This window comes from Bradyrhizobium sp. ISRA442 (genome assembly GCF_038085055.1).
Taxonomy (GTDB): Bacteria; Pseudomonadota; Alphaproteobacteria; order Rhizobiales; family Xanthobacteraceae; genus Bradyrhizobium.
Window position 1 is genome coordinate 61714 of the sequence record NZ_JALGCN010000004.1, and the last position, 22862, is coordinate 84575.

Annotated in this window: 20 protein-coding genes and 1 pseudogene; 13 read left to right on the forward strand and 8 right to left on the reverse strand. The window is 64.1% G+C overall.

Going from position 1 to position 22862, the window contains the following annotated elements:
• Positions 1-31 precede the first annotated feature (31 nt).
• Positions 32-1195 carry a TAXI family TRAP transporter solute-binding subunit gene (locus MTR72_RS09810; protein ID WP_280971366.1) on the reverse strand — a complete coding sequence of 388 codons (1164 nt, stop codon included), beginning with the start codon at positions 1193-1195 and terminating at the stop codon, positions 32-34.
• Positions 1196-1341: 146 nt separating this feature from the next.
• Entirely contained in the window at positions 1342-1617 is a 276-nt protein-coding gene (locus MTR72_RS09815) for an acetyl-CoA carboxylase biotin carboxyl carrier protein subunit (RefSeq protein ID WP_280971365.1), read from the reverse strand.
• A 42-nt stretch (positions 1618-1659) separates the two neighbouring features.
• Between MTR72_RS09815 and MTR72_RS09820 the strand changes: the two genes are divergently transcribed.
• Together MTR72_RS09820 and MTR72_RS09825 are read left to right on the forward strand one after the other, a co-directional pair.
• Positions 1660-2634 carry an IclR family transcriptional regulator gene (locus tag MTR72_RS09820; RefSeq protein WP_280964423.1) on the forward strand — a complete coding sequence of 325 codons (975 nt, stop codon included), beginning with the start codon at positions 1660-1662 and terminating at the stop codon, positions 2632-2634.
• Positions 2564-4123, forward strand: a complete 1560-nt coding sequence (locus MTR72_RS09825) for an acyl-CoA carboxylase subunit beta (protein WP_341510330.1) — start codon at positions 2564-2566, stop codon at positions 4121-4123. The genes MTR72_RS09820 and MTR72_RS09825 overlap by 71 nt, the downstream gene beginning before the upstream one ends.
• Positions 4124-4596: 473 nt before the next feature.
• On the opposite strand, the gene MTR72_RS09830 is transcribed toward MTR72_RS09825, so the two are convergent.
• Positions 4597-4830 (reverse strand): hypothetical protein, encoded by a 234-nt coding sequence (locus tag MTR72_RS09830; RefSeq protein WP_280964421.1) that lies wholly within the window; start codon positions 4828-4830, stop codon positions 4597-4599.
• Positions 4831-5438: 608 nt separating this feature from the next.
• Between MTR72_RS09830 and MTR72_RS09835 the strand changes: the two genes are divergently transcribed.
• Positions 5439-5780: a hypothetical protein gene (locus MTR72_RS09835; RefSeq protein ID WP_341510331.1), complete on the forward strand. Its 342-nt coding sequence runs from the start codon at positions 5439-5441 to the stop codon at positions 5778-5780.
• Positions 5781-5860: 80 nt separating this feature from the next.
• Here MTR72_RS09835 and MTR72_RS09840 read toward each other — a convergent pair whose 3' ends face one another.
• Positions 5861-6781 (reverse strand): DUF1127 domain-containing protein, encoded by a 921-nt coding sequence (locus MTR72_RS09840; RefSeq protein ID WP_280964419.1) that lies wholly within the window; start codon positions 6779-6781, stop codon positions 5861-5863.
• Between the two features lie 163 nt (positions 6782-6944).
• Between MTR72_RS09840 and MTR72_RS09845 the strand changes: the two genes are divergently transcribed.
• A complete protein-coding gene (locus MTR72_RS09845) occupies positions 6945-8510 on the forward strand; it encodes a winged helix-turn-helix domain-containing tetratricopeptide repeat protein (protein WP_280964418.1) in 1566 nt (521 codons plus the stop codon).
• Positions 8511-8684: 174 nt separating this feature from the next.
• Here MTR72_RS09845 and MTR72_RS09850 read toward each other — a convergent pair whose 3' ends face one another.
• The 3 genes from MTR72_RS09850 to MTR72_RS09860 all read right to left on the reverse strand — a co-directional run bounded on the left by MTR72_RS09850 (position 8685) and on the right by MTR72_RS09860 (position 12355).
• Positions 8685-9980, reverse strand: a complete 1296-nt coding sequence (locus MTR72_RS09850; RefSeq protein ID WP_341510332.1) for an MFS transporter — start codon at positions 9978-9980, stop codon at positions 8685-8687.
• A gap of 115 nt (positions 9981-10095) precedes the next feature.
• Entirely contained in the window at positions 10096-11292 is a 1197-nt protein-coding gene (locus tag MTR72_RS09855; RefSeq protein WP_280964416.1) for an acetyl-CoA C-acyltransferase, read from the reverse strand.
• A gap of 292 nt (positions 11293-11584) precedes the next feature.
• Positions 11585-12355: an enoyl-CoA hydratase gene (locus MTR72_RS09860; protein WP_341510333.1), complete on the reverse strand. Its 771-nt coding sequence runs from the start codon at positions 12353-12355 to the stop codon at positions 11585-11587.
• Positions 12356-12512: 157 nt separating this feature from the next.
• Between MTR72_RS09860 and MTR72_RS09865 the strand changes: the two genes are divergently transcribed.
• Positions 12513-13052, forward strand: a complete 540-nt coding sequence (locus tag MTR72_RS09865) for a PaaI family thioesterase (protein ID WP_280964414.1) — start codon at positions 12513-12515, stop codon at positions 13050-13052.
• A 58-nt stretch (positions 13053-13110) separates the two neighbouring features.
• The gene (locus MTR72_RS09870; RefSeq protein WP_280964413.1) at positions 13111-13737 is read left to right on the forward strand and encodes a TetR/AcrR family transcriptional regulator; all 627 of its coding nucleotides are present in this window, start codon (positions 13111-13113) and stop codon (positions 13735-13737) included.
• A gap of 107 nt (positions 13738-13844) precedes the next feature.
• Here the strand turns inward: MTR72_RS09870 and MTR72_RS09875 are convergent, their stop codons facing one another.
• A complete protein-coding gene (locus MTR72_RS09875; RefSeq protein ID WP_280964412.1) occupies positions 13845-14753 on the reverse strand; it encodes a LysR family transcriptional regulator in 909 nt (302 codons plus the stop codon).
• Positions 14754-14853: 100 nt separating this feature from the next.
• On the opposite strand from MTR72_RS09875, the gene MTR72_RS09880 reads away from it, so the two are divergent.
• The 7 genes and pseudogenes from MTR72_RS09880 (at position 14854) to MTR72_RS09910 (ending at position 22852) form a co-directional block, all read left to right on the forward strand.
• Complete coding sequence (locus MTR72_RS09880) at positions 14854-16350, forward strand: CoA-acylating methylmalonate-semialdehyde dehydrogenase (RefSeq protein WP_280964411.1); 1497 nt, start codon at positions 14854-14856, stop codon at positions 16348-16350.
• A 22-nt stretch (positions 16351-16372) separates the two neighbouring features.
• Positions 16373-17518: an isobutyryl-CoA dehydrogenase gene (locus tag MTR72_RS09885; protein ID WP_280971007.1), complete on the forward strand. Its 1146-nt coding sequence runs from the start codon at positions 16373-16375 to the stop codon at positions 17516-17518.
• The gene (locus MTR72_RS09890; RefSeq protein ID WP_341510334.1) at positions 17515-18585 is read left to right on the forward strand and encodes an enoyl-CoA hydratase/isomerase family protein; all 1071 of its coding nucleotides are present in this window, start codon (positions 17515-17517) and stop codon (positions 18583-18585) included. The genes MTR72_RS09885 and MTR72_RS09890 overlap by 4 nt, the downstream gene beginning before the upstream one ends.
• Positions 18586-18604: 19 nt before the next feature.
• A pseudogene (gene mmsB / locus MTR72_RS09895) lies at positions 18605-19510 on the forward strand (3-hydroxyisobutyrate dehydrogenase); the annotation flags it as partial.
• Entirely contained in the window at positions 19510-21225 is a 1716-nt protein-coding gene (locus MTR72_RS09900; protein WP_341510335.1) for an AMP-binding protein, read from the forward strand. The pseudogene mmsB and the gene MTR72_RS09900, both read left to right, overlap by 1 nt.
• The gene (locus tag MTR72_RS09905) at positions 21226-21705 is read left to right on the forward strand and encodes a MaoC family dehydratase (RefSeq protein WP_280964407.1); all 480 of its coding nucleotides are present in this window, start codon (positions 21226-21228) and stop codon (positions 21703-21705) included.
• 229 nt (positions 21706-21934) lie between these two features.
• The gene (locus MTR72_RS09910; protein ID WP_280964406.1) at positions 21935-22852 is read left to right on the forward strand and encodes an SDR family NAD(P)-dependent oxidoreductase; all 918 of its coding nucleotides are present in this window, start codon (positions 21935-21937) and stop codon (positions 22850-22852) included.
• Positions 22853-22862 lie beyond the last annotated feature (10 nt).

The window sequence follows — 22862 nt, forward strand, 5'->3', positions numbered from 1 at the left end:
GCGCGTGGTGGCTGGCTGCGCTTCTTGCAGACTAATCAAACCCGTTCGGCATGTCGGCCTTGGCAAGCGCGGCCGCGCGCGCTTTCATCCAGCCGTCGAGGAATGCCTTGTCGTCCGATGGCGGGTTGGACTTGCCGTAGTCGGCCCAGGCGGCCGCGAGCACCTCTTGCCGCTTGAACAGCTTGTTGTTGTGGGACTCCTGCGCGTCGGTCCATTGCCCGGCTTCCTTCAGCGCCTTGACCGCGCCGGGATGCACCGGAACTACCCAGTTCTTGGTCTGGCGGTCGGCGGCAAGCCCGCCGGCGCCGGGCGCGGAGTCCTTGTAGGCGTCGTAGTTCACGATCATCGCCTTGGTCATCGCGTAGACCTGATCCGCTGCTTGCGAGGCGTAGGCGACGAAGATCGGGTAGGGGTAATTGCCGAGTTCGACCGGCTTTTCCGGCGAGATGCCGGCGCCGCAGGTCGCAAGCTGCGGGAAGAAGAACGAGCCGACCTTCTGCATGCGCGCCCAGCCTTCCTTGTCCTTGGCGGGCAGCGGAGGCCAGACCAGGCCACGCGGCGAGGTCTCGGCTTCCTTGGCGGGGCCGGTGATGGTGGTGCCGAAGGCGGCATCGGTATCGTTGTTGATCAGGCCCTTCCACATCGCGCCGTAGCTTGCGAACTCGACGACCTTGACGTCGTCTTTCGTGAGACCGGCGAAGGCGAGAACGGCAAGCGAGTTTTGGTTCAGCGCCGGCGAGCCGACCACGAAGCCGACCCGCTTGCCTTTGAGGTCCTTGAGCTCCTTCACGCCGGCATCCGCGGCAACGCCAAGCGATCCGCAATTGCAGTCGACCGTGGAGAGCATGAGCTGAAGCGGCTGCGGGCCCCATTCCTTGCTGCCGAACTCGAACACGCCTTCCTGTGCGAAATAGGTGCCCGATCCCATCGCCGACGAGGCCGCGCGCTTGGCGCGCAGCGGCGCGAGGCGGGCGACGTCGTTGCCGGCGGGCAGCACGCGCACATCGGTGCCGTATTTATCCTTCATCATCTTGCCGACGCCGACCGCGATGTTGAAGCCGGCGGTTCCGGTGTCATAGGCGGTGAAGGTCAGACTAGGCGGCAGCTTGATGTCTTCAGCCGAGGCGTAGCGTGTAGACGCAAAAGAAAAGCCCGCAACCAAGGCAGGCGCGAGCATGAGCAGCCCACGAAGCATGTTTCCCTCCAATCGTCTCCCCTTGTTGTGAAGACGTTCTTGCTTGGCGCGGATCATGTCATCGAGAATCGGCGATGGCAACGCCGTACCACGAATGCGAAAGTCGGACTGACAGATTGTCGCGGAAGATATCCACGAAGTGCGTTTCAACTCGCGACGATCGCTATGGCCTGGCCTTCGGCGACGACATCGTCGAGTTTCACGAGAAGCGATTTGATCGTGCCGGCCGCAGGCGAGGGCACCGGTATCTCCATCTTCATCGCTTCGACAACTGCAACGTCATCGCCATCCGCGACGCTTCCTCCAACCTGCACGGGAATCGCACACACGCGTCCTGCAACCTCGGTGACGATCTTAATATCTGGCATGCCAATCGCCTTTTTGTTGTCGTCGCAAAATGCCTGAGGTAGCTTCGTCTGCAAGTGGAATTTAATTCCGCAGAGCGGAACAAACGGTAGGGATCAATGGGACGACGTTCGGAGCGGTTGAGTAGGCAAGGAGTGCTCGCTGGTGATGCCGGTGAGAGCGATGTCATCCAGGTGGTTTCGCGCGCGTTCGACGTGTTGCGATGCTTCGAGGGCCATGAGGCCCGACTCGGCAATCTCGAGATTTCCAATCGCTGCGGTCTGCCGCGATCGACGGTGTCGCGGCTCACCCACACGCTGACGCGGATGGGACAGCTCGTTTACCTGCCGCGCGATCAGAAGTATCGCATCGGTCCGAGCGCGGTGGCGATGAGCGCCTCGATGATGAAGGGCGCCCAGTTGCGCTCCATGATCCGCCAGCGCCTCCAGGAGGTCGCCGAGCAACTGCCGGGCACGGTCGGCTTCGTCGTGCCGGATCGCTTTCATCTCGTCTATCTGCAATTCGCGCGCTCGGCGTCCGCACTCGGTCTGCATGAGGGGACCGGTAGCCGCATCTCGATGGCGTCGACCGCCGCGGGCGCGGCCTACACGGCAGCACTGGCGCCGGAAGTCGGCGATGCCTTGATTGCGGAAATGGAACGCGAAGCTCCCGAGACCGCCAAGATCTTGAGGCCTCGCATCGAGGCCAACCGCCAGTTCCTGCGCGAGCATGGCTATGTCGTGGCCTGTGGTCTGTGGAGCCCGCACATCAACGGCCTCGCCGTGCCGATGTGGTCGCCGCAATACCAGACCTTCGTCGTCGTCACGATCGGCCTGTTGGCCGCGATGTATGACGAGCAGCGTTTGCATGACGAGGTCGCGCCGCTGATGGTCGGGCTTGGCAGGTCGCTGGGCAGCCTGCTTGAGGGCGCGGAAGCTGATGTGTTCAACAACCGTCTCGCACGCAAGCCGATCGCGATGGCAGTTCAAAACAACAACAAGCCCATCAGGTCGGAGGGAGTGAATGAACTGGAAGCCGGAACTCGACGAGCTCGCTCGGCGCGAAGCCTTCGCGCGGGAGATGGGAGGCGTTGACAAGGTCAAGCGACAGCATGACCAGGGCCGGCTGACTGTTCGGGAGCGCATCGACAAGCTGACCGACAAGGGCAGCTTTCACGAGATCGGTGCCGTCTCCGGCATCGGTGAATACGATCAAAAGGGCGAGCTGAAACACGTGACGCCGGCGAACTGCGTGTTCGGCCGCGCGCGCGTCGAGGGCCGTACCGTGGTCGTGGTCGGCGACGACTTCACCGTGCGCGGCGGCTCGGCCGATGCGTCGATCTCCGCAAAGCCGCTGATGGCGGAGGAGATGGCGCACGACTTCCGTCTGCCCATCGTCCGCATTATCGAAGGCTCCGGCGGCGGCGGCTCGGTGAAGACGATCGAAACCAAGGGCGCGGCCAATCTGCCGGGTGGCATAGGCGGCACGCGCTGGTATCGCTTCACGACGGAAAATCTGTCCCGCGTGCCGGTGGTTGCGCTCGGCCTCGGCTCGGTCGCGGGCCTTGGCGCAGCGCGTCTTGCCGCCAGCCATTACTCCATCATGACAAAGTCCTCGGCGATGTTCGTCGCCGGGCCGCCTGTGGTGAAGGCGCTCGGACAGGATCTCTCGAAGGAGGATCTCGGCGGCGCCGACATCCAGACCCGCGCCGGCGCGATCGATCATGCCGTCGAGACCGAGGAGGAGGCGTTTGCCTGCGCGCGCCGCTTCCTCTCTTATCTGCCGTCGTCGGTCTACGAGCTGCCGCCGACCTTGCCCTGCACCGACGATCCCGAGCGCACCGAAGAAGCGCTGATGAACGCGGTGCCGCGCAACCGCAAGCAGGTCTACAAGATGCGGCCGATCATCGAGTCGGTCGTCGACAAGGGCTCCTTCTTCGAGGTCGCAAGGAACTTCGGCAAGCCGATCATCGTCGGGCTCGCGCGGCTCGAGGGCAGGGCGGTGCTGCTGCTCGCCAGCGACAGTTTTCACTATGGCGGCTCCTGGACGGCGGATGCGTGCCAGAAGGTGGTGCGCTGGGTCGATTTCGCCGAGACCTTCCATCTGCCTATCGTCTATCTCATGGACTGCCCCGGCTTCATGATCGGCCTGGATGCGGAGAAGTCAGCCACCATCCGGCACGGCGTCCGCGCCATGGCCGCGGTCAACCAGACCACGGTGCCCTGGTGCACGGTGATCCTGCGCAACGCCTTCGGTGTTGCAGGCGTGGTGCATCAGCCCGCCGACCGCTTCTCGATCCGCTACGCCTGGCCCTCGGCCTATTGGGGCTCGCTGCCGCTCGAAGGCGGCATCGAGGCCGCCTACCGCGCCGATATCGACGCGGCGGAGGATGGGGTCGCCAAGCTTAAGGAGATCGAGGAGCGCCTCAACAAGCTGCGCTCGCCGTTCCGCTCGGCCGAGAAATTCTGGGTCGAGGAGATCATCGATCCCCGCAAGACGCGTTCGCTGCTTTGCGAATTCGCGCGGCTCGCCGAGCCGCTGCGCACGCCGGGGCCACCGGGGAATATGACGATCAGGCCGTAGCTACTGGCGTCATTGCGAGCGCAGCGAAGCAATCCAGAATTCTTCCGCGGGGACAGTTTGGATTGGTTCGTTGCTCCGCTGCTCGCAATGACGAGGCGGATGGGGACGCGCCCCACAATCTCCGCCGTCGTCCCGGCCCCCGTGCGCAATTGCGCACTAGGCCGGGACGACACCGGTTGTGTGCCGGCTCCTTCCGAATCTGTTCAGTCCAACATTGCCGATCTTGCCCTGTAGCATCCGCTGAAAGGCCCGATGCAGGAACCATTTTCGGCGCTCCGCATTCAACGCGCATGAGGAACCTGTATTTCGGCATCGGCGCTCTCGCCGCCGCGCTGGTTCTCCTCACGATTTGGCTAGGCCAGCACGAACGGCAGGCGTCAATCGATCGCCTCGAGCAATGGGAGATCCCGCGCCAAACTCAGCGCTAAGGAATCCATGACTGCCTGAACAGCGGCGGCTTCGGCGCGACTAATTTAGCGCCACTCGGTATCGGGCAGCGTCCCAGGCTGCGGTCGGAGTTGCTCCAGCCCTTGCTCGATAACTCGCAGATCCTCACGCACGACGTCGAGAGCCTTACGGGGATCGATGCTGGACGTAGACTGCAGGTTTCCAAGCAACTGGCGTCGAAGGTCCTGCATGTCCTCCAGCGCTCGCTGGTTCTTCAAACGTACATAAGCGGAAACGATCGATTCGATGGTCGATGACACAATGGGTGCTCCTGAAAATATGAGTAGTTCCTGAAATAAGGCCTCACGATAATCAATCTGAGCTGACAATCAAAGCCACCCGCTATCGATTTTTGGCGGTGGCAAGCTCATTGGTTTCCGCCTGACGCAATGGCGATGAGAGCGATGGTCGGGGCGGCCGCACGCGCCTCCTATCGACGGCCCTAGCCACTCGAAATGCGTCTTGATGAAGAAAGCGCTGGCCAAGCCATCAGTATCACGAGGATGCTTTGCAATTTTGTGACGGACGACGGTGGAATTGCCCGTTTACCATTTGGACAGCGAGCGGCGCGCAGATGCAGCCATTTTCGGCCGTTGTTTAGGCCCATTTCAGCCAAACTGTTATTGGTTCCTCATTGCCCGGGGCAGGACCATCAATTCGGAGTCCTGCGATGTTCAGGCAAGTTGTTTCTACGTGTCTTCTGGTTATCGTTAGCTCTGTCGCCTCGGAAGCACGGCCCTATCGCATTCATCAAGCACAAGCACCCGGATGCAATGTGACCATGCCCTGTGACTTCTCGTATTCGCAAACGCGCCGCGAGCAAGTTTCGCGGGACTCACTACAAGCGTATCGTTCAACGCAACTGACAGTGACCGACACTGGTAGCGCCGCTACGGCGGTGAACATCTCTGGCGTTCGCGTCGGCGGCAGGCCGGCTGGTTGCCCGTCGTCGTTCTGCGGCTGTGGCGCGGCCCTGCGCGTGTTCGGTCGTATCGTGCCGGAATTGAATCTTGCCTCCAACTGGCTACGCTTTCCGCGGACATCGCCGGCGCCGGGAATGGTGGCGGCACGACGCGGCCATGTCTTCATCCTGGAGCAGCACCTCGGAAGGGACGTCTGGATGGCCTATGACTCCAACTCGGGCGGACACGCAACGCGAATGCACGCGCGTTCACTGCGGGGTTACACGGTCGTCAACCCGCGCGGGTGAGCTGAGGTACACGGCACAACCGTGACCGGCTCGCCGCTGCCTGCTGTGCAGGTGGCGGCGGGCCTAAGCATTTAACCGAATTACCTGGCCATCGCTGCGGCCTCCGCAGAAGCGGGTTTATCGGGTCGCACGAACACAAAGCGGGATATCACCGATATTTGGGCGTCGTCGTGGCCATCCTGGCCGATCAGGATGAGGCCTGCTCCGCCATTGGCGACCGTTAGGAGAACCGGTTCACCCGCCCATGTTCTGATAGGCTCCATCCCGATGGTGAGAAACTCACCGATTGGCTGATCCAGATACTGGAGCCTGAGCTGAGGCGCGATTTCGGCGGCAGCAAGTCCAAAGCCGAGCCCTTGTGCACGCGCATAGATGTCTCGCAACGACGCTGTCTCACCTTGGAAGCCAAGCTCGGCGACCGACACGGCAACAAGCTGGACTTCGGCTTTCTTGTCGCTCAGGCTAAAGGCGGGTCGAGCGAGTATCTCGTCAGCCGAGTTTCCGACGCCGCACCCTATTGCATCCATGGCGCGGCGTAGAGCGAATGAATCCGCGAACGTCCCGATCAGGATCGTCTTCCAAACCGAGACATCGGCAGCGGAGCTGATTGGAATCTGCGATCCGGGAGCCGCCGGAGCAGCCTTGACCGCCAAGTGATTGCGCAGAACATCCTGTGCAGTGCATTGAGCGCGGGCGCGATCTGCGGAAATCAGGCTAAACACGTTAAAGAGCAACAGGATCACAAGTGCATCGCCAATGCGCTGGGCTGACGAGCGATGCGGCCTCGCGATGCTTCGCTGCGAGGCGATGTAGTCGATCTCGCCGCGCGTCGTGCCGATATCCATGAGCTCCCTGTCGCTGAGGGCACTTAGGTCGGCTTGTACGCCTCGCCGCCTGCGGCGTTCCTGCCATGCGCTCCGGAGCCGCTGGAAAAGGCTGATAGCCTGCTGTGGGGATGCGGCAGTCCGCCGCATCCGCGCAGCGCTGTAGATTGCGCTCATCGGGTGTTTTCCTTGGCATTTCTACCCGAGTGAGGCTGCCAGCTCTCGGCCGGACACGCTTGACGCGCGGCTTACATTTTCCTAACCGGCGGCTTATTCTTTACCTTCATACGCGTGCAAAGACGGCTCCGCGCAGCGGTGGTCGCCGACAGGGATTGGCAATTTGCGCTATCTCTTTGAGGAGTACGTGTTCGACACAGATCGACGCGAGCTGCATCGCGGGGCTAATGCTGTTTCCGTTGCACCGCAAGTCTTCGACATTCTCGATTACTTGATCCGCAACAGGGAGCGCGTTGTCAGCAAAGACGACCTCATGAACGCGATATGGAAGGGGCGCATCGTTTCCGAGGCTGCGTTGACGACCCGGCTGAATGCCGCCCGCACCGCCATCGGTGATTGCGGAGAGCAACAGCGCCTGATCAAGACTCTGCCACGCAAGGGTTTCCGCTTCGTCGGCGTGGTGCACGAAAGAGATGGAGCTTCCGACAGCGCGATGGCTTTGGACAGCCGGATTCACTTGTTGGATGCTGCACCGGCACTGCCCGACAAGCCCTCGATTGCCGTGTTACCGTTCGCGAACATGACTGGCGATCCGGAGCAGGAGTATTTCGCGGACGGAATGGTTGAGGAGATCACGACCGCGCTTTCGCGTTTCAGGTGGTTGTTCGTCATTGCTCGAAATTCGAGTTTCACTTTCAAGGGCCGAGCCGTCGATATCAAGGAAATCGGCCACAGGCTTGGCGTGCGCTATGTCCTTGAGGGATCCGTGCGCAAGGCATCGGGGAGAGTCCGCATCGCGGGACAGTTGATCGACGCGGTGACGGGCGCGCATGTCTGGGCAAATAGCTACGAACGAGACTTGAGCGATATTTTCCCGCTCCAGGACGAGATAGCGGCCGCGGTCGTCTGCGCGATCCTGCCGAAATTGATGCGAACCGAAATCGTGGCGGCAGCGCGACGGCGACCGGAGGACCTCACCGCCTATGATCTTCAGCTCCGTGCCATGTCTCAGTATTCCAAAGCGACCCCCAAAGGCTTGGCTGAGGCGATAAGGCTTGCCAATCGCGCTTTGGAGCTTGACCCGGGGCTCGGTTTTGTCGCGGCTTTGGCGGCTCTCTCTCACATGCTCAACGTCGCCGTGGGCTTTGCCAGCGATCCTGAATTCGATCGGAGGGAGGCTGCTCGGTTCCTTCGCTTGGCGACTAGGGTCGACGATGGTGATCCTCAAACGCTGTCAATAGTTGCCGTCGTCTCGGCGTTCATGCTCGGCGATTACGAAGGCAGTATCGAAATGGTTGACCGAGCGGTCGCGCTCAATCCCAATTCGTACTGGGTATGGCTCGACAGGGGTTGGGTCTATCACACCGCGGGAGTGCCCGAAGAGGCGATCCGGTGCTTCGAACGGGCCATGCGCATGAGCCCGGTTGACCCGCTGATGGACCGGCTGTCTGTGGGAATGGGGATGGCCTTCATCGAGCTTCGTCGCTTTGAGGAGGCCATCGCCGCGGCCAGGAAAGCCCTGCGTCAGAACCCGTCATTTGGGCCAGCTTTCGGCTGTTTGGCCGCCGCGCTTGCCCACGCTGGACGAGACGCCGAGGCGCATGAGGCGGCAGCGCGTTTGCTTGAGCTCGATCCCGCTTTCACAATATCCACATGGATTGCTCGGGGCGGACAATCGAACGCCAAGACGATGCGCGAAGGGCTCCGCAAGGCAGGGCTACCAGAATAAACCATGCGAAGGATGGCAGCGTTAACGCGCTCGTGGTCACTGCATTCGATGTGAACGAACTGCTGACCTCTGACGCCTTCAAAACGCTGGCTCGCAGATCGGCGGCGCTGCGGTCTTCGGGGTGACCACTACGATCAGGTATTAGGCCGGCGCGGGCCGGCCCAATACGCTCGCTCAGGCCATCGCCGGTTGCGGCTTCGGCTTCGGCTGGCGCGAGAGCGCCAGCACGATCAGGGATGCAAACACGCAGAGCGCGCCGGCGACGAAGAACGCGGGCAGGTAGCTCGCCAGTAACGTCCGCGACAGGCCTGCTCCGAACGCGGCGGTTCCGGCGCCGAGCTGATGGCCGGCAAAGATCCAGCCGAACACCAGGTTGGCGCGCTCGGGGCCGAACTTCTGCGCGGTGAGGCGCACCGTCGGCGGCACCGTCGCAATCCAGTCGAGTCCATAGAACATCGCAAACAGCGACAGGCCGTAGAACGAGAAGTCGCTGAACGGCAGGAAGATCAGCGAGAGCCCGCGCAGGCCGTAGTACCAGAACAGCAGCCAGCGATTGTCGTAGCGGTCCGACAGCCAGCCCGAGAAGATAGTGCCGAAGAAGTCGAAGATGCCCATCGCCGCGAGCAGGCTCGCCGCCTGCACCTGCGGGATGCCGAAGTCGAGGCACATCGGAATCAGGTGCACCTGAACGAGGCCATTGGTCGAAGCGCCGCAGACGAAGAAGGTCGCAAACAGGATCCAGAACGCGCTCGACTTCGAGGCGTCGCGCAGCGTGCCGAGCGCAACGGCCGTGATCGAGCCGTGGCTGACGGGCGGCGCGGGCAGGGGCTCGGTGCCCTCGTCGCCGAACGGGCGCAGGCCCAGATCGCTTGGGCGGTCGCGCATCGCGAGCGCGACGGCCAGCGCGGAGACGCCGAGCATGACGCAGACGAAGCCGAGCGCAAGCCGCCAGCCGAAGCGGTCGGTGAGGCTTGCAAGCAGCGGCAGGAATACGAGCTGGCCGGTGGCGACGCTCGCGGTCATGATGCCGACGACGAGCCCGCGCCGCGCCGCGAACCAGCGCGTGGCAATGGTGGCGCCCAGCACCAGCGCGGTCATGCCGGTGCCGATGCCGATCACGACGCCCCACAGCAGCACGAGCTGCCAGACCTCGGTCATGCCGAGCGATGCCACCAGCGCGGAGACCACGATGAGCTGCGCGGCCAGCGTCACGTTGCGCAGGCCGTAGCGGTTCAATAATGCAGCGGCGAACGGCGCCATCAGCCCGAACAGGATGAAGCGGATCGACAACGCCGACGAGATCTGCGCCGTGCTCCAGCCGAACTCCTTCTGCAGCGGCACGATGAACACGCCGGGCGCGCCGACCGTGCCGGCGCTGATCAGCGCGGCGAGGAAGGTCACGCCGGCCATCACCCAGCCGTAGTGGATATTACGGCGGGAAAGTGCTGCCGCGAGCCAGTTCGAAATCATAGCCCCTCAATCGTGGTTGGCGGGCGCCGGGAGGCCCGCGTCATCATTGCAGTCTGGCACAGGAGTCGGAAGTCTAAAATGCCAGACTTCCCTCAATTTCGGACGTCATCGTCGTTCAGCGCGCGAGCCGCTCCACTGCGATCGCGGTGGCTTCGCCGCCGCCGATGCAGAGCGCCGCGACCCCGCGCTTGAGGTTCTGCGCCTCCAGCGCATGCAGCAACGTCACGATCAGCCGTGCACCGGTGGCGCCGATGGGATGGCCGAGCGCGCAGGCGCCGCCGTTGATGTTCAGCCTGTCGCGGGGAATGCCGAGATCACGCTGCGCCGCCATCGCCACGACGGCAAAGGCCTCGTTGATCTCGAACAGGTCGACGTCGCCGACGCTCCAGCCGACCTTGTCGAGCAGCTTGCGGATCGCCGGGATCGGCGCCGTGGTGAACCATTGCGGCTCCTGGCTGTGGGTGGCGTGGCCCTTGATCTCGGCCAACGCCGGCAGGCCGCCCCGATTGGCGAGCGAGCGCTTCGTCAGCACGAGCGCGGCGGCGCCGTCGGCATTGGCAGAAGAGGCCGCCGGCGTGATGGTGCCGTTGGCGCGGAACGCCGGCTTCAGCCCTGGGATCTTCGTCGGATCGACCTTCAGCGGATGCTCGTCATTGGCGATGACGCGAGGACCTGCCTTTTCGCTCAGCGTGATCGGCGCGATCTCGGCCCTAAACGCGCCGCCCTCGACCGCCTTCCGCGCGCGGGTCAGGGTCTCCATCGCGTAGGCGTCCTGGTCGCGGCGGGTGAACTGATAGGTCTCGGCCGTCGCCTCGCCGAAATCGCCCATCGAGCGGCCGGTCTCGTAGGCGTCTTCCAGCCCGTCCATCATCATGTGGTCGATGATACGGTCGTGGCCGGCGCGATAGCCACCGCGCGCCTTTGCCAGCAGATACGGCGCATTGCTCATGCTCTCCATGCCGCCGGAGACGACGATCTCGGCCGAGCCGGCACGAATGATGTCGTGCGCCAGCATAGTCGCCTTCATGCCGGAGCCGCAGACCTTGTTGATGGTGGTCGCGCCGGTGGCGTCGGGCAGGCCGGCCGCGCGCGCCGCCTGGCGTGCCGGTGCCTGGCCCTGGCCGGCCGGCAGCACGCAGCCCATGAAGACCTCGTCGACCTTCTCCGGCGCAAGCTTGGCGCGTTCGAGCGCTGCTCCGATCACGTGCGATCCGAGTTTGTGCGCGGCGAGTGGCGAAAGCTCGCCCATGAAACGTCCGAGCGGGGTGCGGGCAGCGGAGACGATGACGACGGGATCGGCGGCTTCGGCCATGACGGGGCTCCCTAAAGATGATGCATCTGTAAGATTATGATCATCATATGATGCGACGCAAAAATTGCAACGGCACCCGGCATGAGAAATTGTCGTGACTCGAATGAGATTTTTGTTGGAGTGATCAGCGGAGCTTGCTGCTGTTGGCGCAGATCTTGCCCCATGCGACGCTGTCATCACCCGCGAAGGGGGGTGATCCAGTATTCCAGAGGCAGCGCAAGGATACGGAGAAGCCGCCGCGTACTGGATGCCCCGCTTTCGCGGGGCATGACACCGCTCCCGCGGAGATAGCCTACCGCTTCCGATTGACGAACGCCTGCATCAGCCGGGTCGGCTCATCCTTCAGGAACGACTCGCCGAACACCTTGACGCTGAGGTTCACCGACTCCGTCAGCGGCAGTTCTTCCCACTGACGCAGCAGCGCCTTCTGCGACCGCAGCGCTTCGGGGCCGCATTCGAGCAGGCTTTCGATGGTGTGCTCGACCTCAGCGTCGAGTTCGTCCGGCGCGGCGACCCTGTCCACCAGTCCCCAGGCCAGCGCCGTCGGCGCGTCGATGTTCTCGGCCGTCATCACCAGCCAGCGCGCGCGAGCCCAGCCGATCAAGCGTGGCAGGAGCGCGGCATGGATCACCGAGGGAATGCCGACACGCACCTCCGGCATGCCGAAATGCGCATCGTGCGCGGCGATCCGGAAGTCGCAGGCGGCTGCGACTTCGAGCCCGCCGCCGAGGCACCAGCCCGGCATGCGCGCGATCACCGGGGCAGGGAAGGCGCGCACGGCTTCGCAGAGATCGCGCAGGCGGCTGATGAAGGCTTCGGCCGACTTCTGGTCCAGCTTCGCCATTTCCTTGATGTCGGCGCCGCCGATCATGCTCTTCTCGCTCTGTCCGCGCAGCACCACCACGCGAATGCTGCGGTCGGCGGCAAGCTGCTGCAGGCCTTCGCGCACCGCATCGGTGACGGGCGAGCCGAGGATGTTGAGCGAGCCGGCATTGCAGATTGCAACATGAACGACGTCGCGCCCATCGCGCGCCACGCCGCAGTGATGATTGAGCATTTCCATAGCGGGATCTCGAAGCTTTGTGGACGTGCGCGCCGTGCGCATCGGTCGGATCCACTTCCGGGCTGAAATGCTCCGCTTGTCAAGCGGGCAGGGCGACTGAGTTGCCAACACGAAGTCCGTCAGATAGTATGATGCGTATCATACAAAGAGGCACCCCATGACCGACACGGATCAACTCGACCTGTTCTCGCCCGCGCACCGGCGCGAGCGCGTGGTGGACTGGCAGGTGCCGGCACCGGTTGCGAAGGCGGCCATGGGACTCTCGGGCATGGACGCCATGCTGGGCATTCGCGACGGCCGCCTGCCGCCGCCGCCTTTCGCCAAGCTGATTGGCTTCACCATGGCCGTAGTCGAGCCCGGCCGGATCGTCATGGAACTCGAGCCGCGCGAGGATCTCGAAAACACCATCGGCCTCCTGCACGGCGCGACCGCAGCGGCGCTGCTCGACACCGCCATGGGATGCGCGATCTCGACCAGGCTGGAGGCCGGGCAAGGGTCCGTCACGCTCGATCTAAAGCTGACCTTCCTGCGCCCGCTCTCGATCCGGTCCGGGCTGATCTCGGCCGAAGGTAAGGTGATCAAGTTGGGACGCCAGAGCAGCTACGCCGAAGGCTTCGTTCGCGACGGGAAGGGGGCGCTGGCGGTCCATGCAACTGCAACCTTTTCGATGATCGGCAACAACTTAACTGCGAATTAATGCGCCAATCGGGCAATTGTCGTGTATTAGATGATTTCCGACATCCAATGGGATCAGCATGCGCTACTCCAGGGAACACAAGCAGGAAACCCACGACCGCATCGTGAGGAAGGCCTCCGTACGGCTGCGCGAAAAGGGCGCCCACGGCATCGGCGTTGCCGACCTCATGAAGGAAGCCGGCCTGACCCATGGCGGCTTCTATGCGCATTTCGATTCCCGCGAGGCGCTGGTGATCGAGGCTTTTGCCTACGCCATGGACCGCTCGATGGAGCACTGGCGCAAGATCACGGACGAGGCCGCTCCCGAAAAGCGGCTGGCGCTCATCGCGGAGAGCTATCTCTCGGCGCTTCATCGTGACAATCCCGGGCACGGCTGCTCGATCCCCTCGCTCGGCGCCGAGATCGCGCGCGAGAGCCCGAAGACACGAAAGGCCTTTGCTGGCAAGCTCGACGAGATGATCGAGATGATGGCCGACTTCATCCCCAACCTGCCGCGCAAGGCGGCGCGCAAGCAAGCGATCGCGACGCTGGCGACCATGGCTGGCACCATGCTGCTGGCGCGCATTTCTGGTTCCAGCGAATTGTCGGACGAGGTGCTGAAGGCGGGCAGGGACAGCGCGCTCGATGGCGCCCGCCGCGAGCCGGCGAAGGTATCGGCGAAGAAGCCGCGCGAGAAGCAGAATTAGCGCGAGCTGCCGTAGGGTGAGTTAGCCCCGCGGCTGCGCGAAGCGCAGTCCGTTAGGCGTAACCCACCGCTTCTGTAGCAAGGAGCGAGAGAAGAGGTGGCCCCAATTCATCGCCCCGAAAACAGTCCCCGCTCCTGTTCCACGATCTCGCTGATGTAATCCGCCACCGCGCGAATGCGCGCGAGATCCTTGCTGTCGGCGTGCATGAGCATCCAGAACGTTCGAGTGATCGAGACCTCGTCCCGCAGCACCGGGATGAGCTGCGGATAGTCGCTCGCCATGAAGTGCGGCAGCACGGCAATGCCGAAGCCGGCCAGCGTGGCGTTGAGCTGCGCTATAAGATTGGCGCTGCGGAAGCGCGCCGAAAGGCGCGGCGCGACCTGCGGCAGATAGTCCAGCTCCGGCGTGAACAGCAGTTCCTCGATATAGCCGACGAAGCGATGCTGCGGGAGCACCTCGCGCGAGGTGATCCTGGGGTGGCGGTCGAGATAGGCAGGTGCGGCATAAAGCCCGAGGCGGTAGTCCAAGAGCTTGCGGCCAACGATCCGACCCTCGTTCGGCATGGTCAGGCTGATGGCGATGTCGGCTTCGCGCTTGGAGAGGCTGAACAGCCGCGCGGTTGCCACAAGTTGCAGATCGAGATCGGGATAGCGATCGGCAAAGGCCACAAGCCGCGGCGCCAGGAAGGCGGTGCCGAAGCCGTCGGGGGCGCCGATCCGCACCGTGCCGGTCAGGCGCGCCACCGAGCCGCCGACCTGCTCCTGGTTGGCAACGATGGTGGATTCCATCGCTTCCGCACTGTCGGCGACGCGCTGGCCGGCCTCGGTGAGGAGATAGCCGGTCTTGCGCCGGTCAAACAGCTTTGCGGAGAGGTGCCGTTCGAGCCGGTCGACGCGGCGGATCACCGTGGCATGGTCGACGCCGAGTTGCTTGGCCGCAGCCGAGACCGAGCCGCCCCGCACGATGGCCAGCACGAAACGAAAATCATCCCAGTCGATCGCGCCTTGATCCAGCATTTTCGCACATCTATGGTGCAATATCTCAGACTTGAATCCTATAAAATGCAGGTCAATAGGATTTGTCAAAGCGATCTAACCCGTTCCGTGGGAGGTATTCATGCGCGCAGTCGGACATTTCATCGGTGGCAAGGAAGTGAAGGGCACGTCGGGCCGCACCGCCGACGTCTTTGAGCCGATGACCGGCGACGTCCAGGCCAAGGTGGCGCTGGCGTCGAAGGCTGAAGTCCGCGCCGCCGTCGAGAACGCGCGCGCCGCGCAGCCGGAATGGGCTGCGACCAATCCGCAGCGCCGCGCCCGCGTCATGATGAAGTTTCTCGAGCTGGTGCAGCGCGACTACGACAAGCTCGCCGAGCTCTTGGCCCGCGAGCACGGCAAGACCGTTCCCGACGCCAAGGGCGACATCCAGCGCGGTCTCGAAGTGGTCGAGTTCGCCTGCGGCATTCCGCACCTGATGAAGGGCGAGTACACCGAAGGCGCCGGTCCCGGCATCGACATCTACTCGCTGCGCCAGCCGCTTGGCGTCGTCGCCGGCATCACGCCGTTCAATTTCCCGGCGATGATCCCGATGTGGAAGTTCGCGCCCGCGATCGCCTGCGGCAACGCCTTCATCCTCAAGCCGTCGGAGCGCGATCCCGGCGTGCCGATGAAGCTTGCCGAGCTGATGATCGAAGCGGGCCTGCCGGCCGGCATCCTCAACGTCGTCAACGGTGACAAGGAGGCGGTCGACGCCATCCTCGACGATCCCGACATCAAGGCCATCGGCTTCGTCGGCTCCACCGCGATCGCCGAATACATCTATACCCGCGCCGCGCAGACCGGTAAGCGCTGCCAGTGCTTTGGTGGCGCCAAGAACCACGCCATCGTCATGCCCGACGCCGACATGGACCAGACCGTCGACGCGCTGATCGGCGCAGGCTACGGCTCGGGCGGCGAGCGCTGCATGGCGGTCTCCGTCGCCGTTCCCGTCGGCAAGACCACCGCCGATCGCCTGATGGAGAAGCTGATTCCACGCGTCGAGTCGCTGAAGATCGGCACCTCGATCGATCCGTCGGCCGATTACGGTCCGCTGGTGACGCGTGAGGCGGTCGAGAAGGTCAAGAGCTACATCGACATCGGCCTCAAGGAAGGCGCGACGCTCGCCGTCGATGGCCGCGGCTTCAAGATGCAGGGCTACGAGAAGGGCTTCTATCTCGGCGGTTCGCTGTTCGACAACGTCACCAAGGACATGCGCATCTACAAGGAAGAGATCTTTGGCCCGGTGCTCTCGGTCGTGCGCGCACACGACTACAAGGAAGCGCTGGCGTTGCCGTCCGACCATGACTACGGCAACGGCGTTGCCATCTTCACCCGCGACGGCGACGCCGCGCGCGACTTCGCGGCCAAGGTGAACGTCGGCATGGTCGGCATCAACGTGCCGATTCCGGTGCCGATCGCCTACTACACCTTCGGCGGCTGGAAGAAGTCGGGCTTCGGCGATCTCAACCAACACGGCCCGGACTCGATCCGATTCTACACCAAGACCAAGACGGTGACCTCGCGCTGGCCGTCCGGCGTCAAGGAGGGTGCGGAGTTCTCGATCCCGCTGATGAAGTAATTCTTTTTAGAGCGAGGCGATGATGCAGTTCGCTCTGAACGAGGATCAGATCGCGGTTCGCGACATGGCGTTGGCGTTTGCGGCGGAGAAGATCGCGCCGCATGCGCTGCGCTGGGACGAGGAGAAGCATTTTCCTGTCGACGTGATGCGCGAGGCCGCCACGCTCGGCATGGGCGGCATCTACATCCGCGACGATGTCGGCGGCTCCGCCATGACGCGCTTCGACGCGGCGCTGATCTTCGAGGCGCTCGCGACCGGCTGCCCGACCACCTCGGCCTTCATCTCCATCCACAACATGGCGTTGTGGATGATCGATGCCTACGGCAGCGACAGCCAGCGCCAGAAGTGGCTGCCGAAGCTCTGCACCATGGAGCTGATCGCAAGCTACTGCCTGACCGAGCCGGGCGCCGGCTCGGACGCGGCGGCGCTGCGCACCCGCGCGGTGCGCGACGGCGATCACTATGTTCTCAACGGCCAGAAGCAGTTCATCTCGGGTGCCGGCGGCAGCGATATTCTCGTTGCGATGGTGCGGACCGGCGGCGACGGGCCCGGCGGCATCTCGACTCTCGTCATCGACGGCAAGACGCCGGGCGTCTCGTTCGGCGCCAATGAGCGCAAGATGGGCTGGAACGCGCAGCCGACCCGCGCGGTGATGTTCGAGAACGCGCGCGTGCCGGTGGCCAACCGGCTGAGCGAGGAGGGCGTCGGCTTCAGAATCGCGATGGCCGGGCTCGACGGCGGCCGCCTCAACATCACGGCGTGTTCGCTCGGCGGCGCGCAGGCCGCGCTCGACAAGGCGCGCGCCTACATGAAGGAGCGCAAGGCCTTCGGCAAGCGGCTCGACGAATTCCAGGCGCTGCAATTCCGCCTCGCCGATATGGCGATCGAGCTGGAGGCCGCACGCACTTTCTTGTGGCGCGCCGCGGCGGCGCTGGACCGCAAGGACCCCGATGCCACCATGCTCTGCGCGATGGCCAAGCGCTTCGGCACCGATATCGGCTTCGAGGTCGCCAACCATGCGCTGCAGCTTCACGGCGGCTACGGCTACCTCAGCGAATACGGCATCGAGAAGATCGTGCGCGACCTGCGCGTGCACCAGATCCTCGAAGGCACCAATGAAATCATGCGGCTCATCGTGGCGCGCAAACTGATCGAAGGCGCACGATGACGGCGATGGTGGAAGAAGGCGATCTGGTTGCGCGCGTCGAAGGTTTTGCCGGCGTAATCCGGCTCAACCGCCCCAAGGCGATCAACGCCGTCACGCTGGAGATGTTTCGCGACATCGAAAAGGCGCTCGACCGATTCGAGACCGATCCCGCGGTTGCCGTGATCCTGCTGGAAGGCGCCGGCGAGCGCGGCCTGTGCGCCGGCGGCGACATCCGCGCGCTCTGGGAGAGCTCCAAGGTCAACGGCGATCTCGGCAAGATCCTGTGGCGCGAGGAATACATCCTCAACGCCCGAATCAAGAAATTTCCAAAACCCTACGTCGCCTTCATGGATGGCATCGTGATGGGCGGCGGCGTCGGTCTCTCCGCGCATGCAAGCCATCGCGTCGTGACCGATCGTACCAAGCTTGCGATGCCCGAGGTCGGCCTCGGCTTCTTCCCCGATGTCGGCGGCACCTATTTGCTGTCGCACGCGCCCGGCGAGATCGGCACGTATTTTGGCCTGACCGGCCAGACCATGAACGGCCCGGATGCGATCCACGCGAAGTTTGCCGATGCGGTGGTCCCCGCCACAAAGCTGCCGGCGCTGCGCGAGGCGCTGACGAAAGTTCGCCCGGGCGCGACCGCGGCCGAGGTCAGTAAGCTCATCGACGGATTTGCGACCGGCGGGACCGCCGGACCCGTGGCCGCCAAGCAGGCGACGACCGACGTGCTGTTTGCGTTCGACCGCATGGAAGACATCGTCGCTGCGCTCAAGCGCGACGGCTCGGACTTCGCGATAGCCACGCTGAAGACTCTTGGCGAGAAGTCGCCCCGCGGCATGGTGGTGACGTTGAAGCTGCTGCGGCTCGCACGTCAGGCGTCAAGTCTGGAGGAGTGCCTGGTGCGCGAATATCGCGCCGCGCTCGAAGTCTTCCGCAGCGACGATTTCCGCGAGGGCGTGCGCGCCGCCGTGATCGACAAGGACCGCAATCCGACCTGGTCACCGCCGCGGATCGAGGACGTCACGCCCGACATGGTGGCGCCGTATTTCGCCGAGATCGGCGCCGACGAGCTGAAATTCAACTGACAGAGCGAAACGCGCATCAGCGGAGGAGACGAAGATGGCCACGATCGCATTCATCGGTCTCGGCAACATGGGCGGCCCGATGGCGGCCAATCTAGTCAAAGCCGGCCAAAAGGTCGTTGCGTTCGACCTGGTCGAGGCCTCCCGCAACCAGGCCAAGGCCGATGGCGCCAGCATTGCCGACAGTGCGCCAGGGGCCGTGAAGGGGGCCGACATCGTCGTCACCATGCTGCCGGCCGGCAAGCATGTTCTCGGCGTCTGGAACGAGGTCATTCCCGCGATGGCCAAGGGCGCGCTGATCATCGATAGCTCGACCATCGACGTCGAAAGCGCGCGGCAGGCGCATGCGCTTGCCGCCAAGCACGGCGTGCTGTCGGTCGACGCGCCGGTCTCCGGCGGCACGGGCGGCGCCAAGGGCGCGACGCTCACCTTCATGTGCGGCGGCGAGGAGACAGCGTTTGCGACGGCAAAACCCGTGCTGGAGAAGATGGGCAAGAAGATCGTGCATTGTGGCGGTGCCGGCGCGGGACAAGCGGCGAAGATCTGCAACAACATGATCCTCGGCATTTCCATGATCGCGGTGAGCGAGGCCTTTGCGCTCGCAGAGAAGCTCGGGCTCTCGCATCAGGCGCTGTTCGACGTCGCCTCGACTTCGTCGGGCCAGTGCTGGTCGTTGACGAGCTATTGCCCGGTGCCGGGCCCGGTGCCAACCTCGCCCGCCAACAACGACTACAAGCCGGGCTTCGCCTCGGCACTGATGGTGAAGGACCTGACGCTCGCGCAGGACGCCGCGAAGGCGGCGGGCGCCGCGACTCCGCTCGGCAAGCATGCGCAGGAGATCTATCAGTCTTTCGATGCAGCCGGCCATGGCGGGGTGGATTTTTCCGGAATTATCAAGCACGTTAGGGAGTTGGCCGGGAAAGCTTGATGACGACATTTCAGGAAGCGCGCGCCTTTCTGCTAAAGCACCGCACGGACTACGAGACAGCGGTCAAGGGTTTCCGCTGGCCCGATCCGGTTCCCTTCAACTGGGCGCTCGACTGGTTCGACGCCGAGCTGGCGGCGAATGCGGAGAGCAAGGACCGGCCCGCGCTCTGGATCGTCGACGCGCAGGACCAGCAGACCAAGCTGTCTTTCGAGACGATGTCGCGCCGCTCCAATCGCGTCGCGAACTTCCTGCGCGCGCAAGGCCTGAAGCGCGGCGATCATCTTCTGCTTCTGCTCGGCAATGTGGTTCCGCTGTGGGAGACCATGCTCGCCGCGATGAAGCTCGGCGTCGTCGTGATTCCTGCGACCACGCTGCTCACCGCCGATGAGTTGCGCGACCGGCTCGATCGCGGCAAGGCGAGGGCGGTGGTGGCGGCGCAAGACCAGGTCGCGAAGTTCGCGGGGCTCGGCACCGAAAATCTCGTCCGCATCGTGGTCGGCGCGGCCACCGATGACTGGCGTGCCTACGATGAGGCGGCGAAATCGTCGGAGAGCTTTGTGCCCGATGGTCCGACCAACGCCGACGACCCGATGCTGCTCTATTTCACCTCCGGCACCACGGCCAAGCCAAAGCTGGTGCGACACAGCCAGCGCAGCTATCCCGTCGGCCATCTCTCCACGATGTACTGGATCGGGCTGAAGCCCGGCGACGTTCACCTCAACATTTCCTCGCCCGGCTGGGCCAAGCATGCCTGGAGCTGTTTTTTCGCGCCATGGAATGCGGGTGCCACCGTGTTCGTCGTCAACCAGCCGCGCTTCGATGCGAAAGGCCTGCTCGCCACCATCGGCCGCTGCGGCGTCACCACGCTGTGCGCGCCGCCGACGGTGTGGCGGCTGTTCATCCAGGAGGACCTTTCGTCCTTCAAAGTGGCCTTGCGCGAAGTCTGCGGCGCCGGCGAGCCGCTCAATCCGGAGGTGATCGACCAGGTCCAGGCAGCCTGGGGTCTCACCATCCGCGACGGCTACGGCCAGACCGAGACCGCCGCGCTCGCCGGCAACTCGCCGGGTCAGAAGGTCAAGGTCGGCTCGATGGGCCGGCCGCTGCCGGGCTATCGCGTCCAGATCAGCGACGCCGACGGTCATCCGGCGAAAGAGGGCGAGGTGACGTTGCTGCTCGGCGCGGATCGTCCCGCCGGCCTGATGCAGGGCTACCAGGGCGACGACGGCAAATTGTCGGGCGCCGAAGGCACGCTCTATCGCAGCGGCGATGTCGTTTTCGCGGACGAGGAAGGCTATCTCACGTTCGTCGGGCGGTCCGACGACGTCTTCAAGTCCTCCGACTACCGCATCAGCCCGTTCGAGCTGGAGAGCGTGCTGCTGGAGCATGAGCTGGTCGCGGAAGCCGCCGTGGTGCCGAGCCCGGATCCGATCCGGCTCGCGATCCCCAAGGCGTTCGTGCTGCTGACCTCGGGCGCGGAGCGGACGCCGGAAACCGCGTTGTCGATCTTCAAGCATCTGCACACGCGCCTTGCGCCGTTCAAGCGCATCCGCCGCATCGAGATCGTCACCGAGCTGCCGAAAACGATCTCTGGAAAAATTCGCCGCGTGCAGCTACGCCGGCTCGAACGCGACGACGATCGCACCGATCCCCTGCGCGGTCGCGAATTCCGGGAAGAGGACTTTCCGGAGCTGCCGAAAACCCGGAGTGAGACCTAAGTGAACGAAGTTTGGAAGAAGCCGCCGATTTCCCTTGAGGCCTATCAGGCCCTGGTCGGCAAGGAGGTCGGCGTGTCGTCGTGGCACCTGATCGACCAGCCCCGCATCAATAGCTATGCCGACGTGATCGAGGATCACCAGTTCATCCATGTCGATCCCGAGCGTGCGAAGAAGGAGACGGCTTTCGGCACCACCATCGCGCACGGCTTCCTGACGATGTCGCTGCTGTCGATCATGTCCTACGAGGTGATGCCGGTCATCGCCGGCACCACGATGGGCGTGAACTACGGTTTTGACAAGCTGCGCTTCATCTCGCCGGTCCGCGCCGGAAAGCGCGTCCGCGGCCGCTTCGTGCTGACTGAAGCCAAGCTGCGCAAGCCCAACGAATTGCAGTCCCGCACCAACGTCACGGTGGAGATCGAAGGCGAGGACAAGCCGGCGCTGGTCGCCGAGTGGCTCGGGTTGATCTATTTCGCCTGAGCGTGCCCGTCATTGCCGGGCTTGACCCGGCAATCCATCGCTGCTCAAAAGCTCTCCAATCGATGCACTCGGACCCTCTCCCCTTGGGGGAGAGGGTGCCTCGCGGAACGCGAGGCGGGTGAGGGGTCTCTCTCCGCGAGCGCATCTGTGGAGAGAGACCCCTCATCCGGCGCTTCGCGCCACCTTCTCCCACAAGGGGAGAAGGAAACGGAAGAACAGGACTTCACTCATGGCAATCAGGTTTGACGGACGCGTCGCCATCGTCACCGGCGCGGGCAATGGTCTGGGGCGCGCGCATGCGCTGGGGCTGGCGAGCCGCGGCGCCAAGGTCGTGGTCAACGACTTCGGCGGCGCGCGCGACGGCACCGGCGGCTCGCTCTCGCCGGCTGAGGCCGTGGTCGAGGAGATCCGCAAGGCCGGCGGCACGGCGATGGCCGACGGCGCCGACGTGTCGAATTTCGAGCAGGTCACCGCCATGGTCGAGCGCGCCACCAAGGAGTGGGGCAGCGTCGATCTCCTCTGCGCCAACGCCGGCATCCTGCGCGACAAGTCGTTCGGCAAGATGGAGACCACCGATTTCCAGAAGGTGCTCGACGTGCACCTCGTCGGCACCTTCTATTGCTGCAAGGCGGCCTGGGCCGGCATGCGCGACCGCAACTACGGCCGCATCGTGCTGACCACCTCGTCCTCCGGTCTCTACGGCAATTTCGGCCAGGCCAATTACGGCGCGGCGAAGTCCGGCATGGTCGGCCTGATGAACGTGCTGGCCGAAGAGGGCCGCAAGAACGACATCCGCGTCAACATCATCTCGCCGACGGCGGCCACCCGCATGACCGAGGAGCTGCTGCCGCCGCAGGCGCTGCAGCTCATGAAGCCGAACGCGATCACGCCGGCGGTCGAATATCTCCTCAGCGAGGATGCGCCCACCCGCACCATCATGGGCGCCGGTGCCGGCTCCTTCGCGGTGATCAAGATTTTGGAGAGCGAGGGCATCAACCTGCCGGAGTCCGAATGGACCCCCGACGCCGTCGCCGCGCGTTTCGCCGAGATCAGCGATATGTCGAAGGCCAAGGCGCTGACGGGCGCGTTCGAGCAAACGCAGAAATATGTGGCGCAGGCCGCGGCCCGCGCCGGCATCAAACTCTAACCGCCGTCGT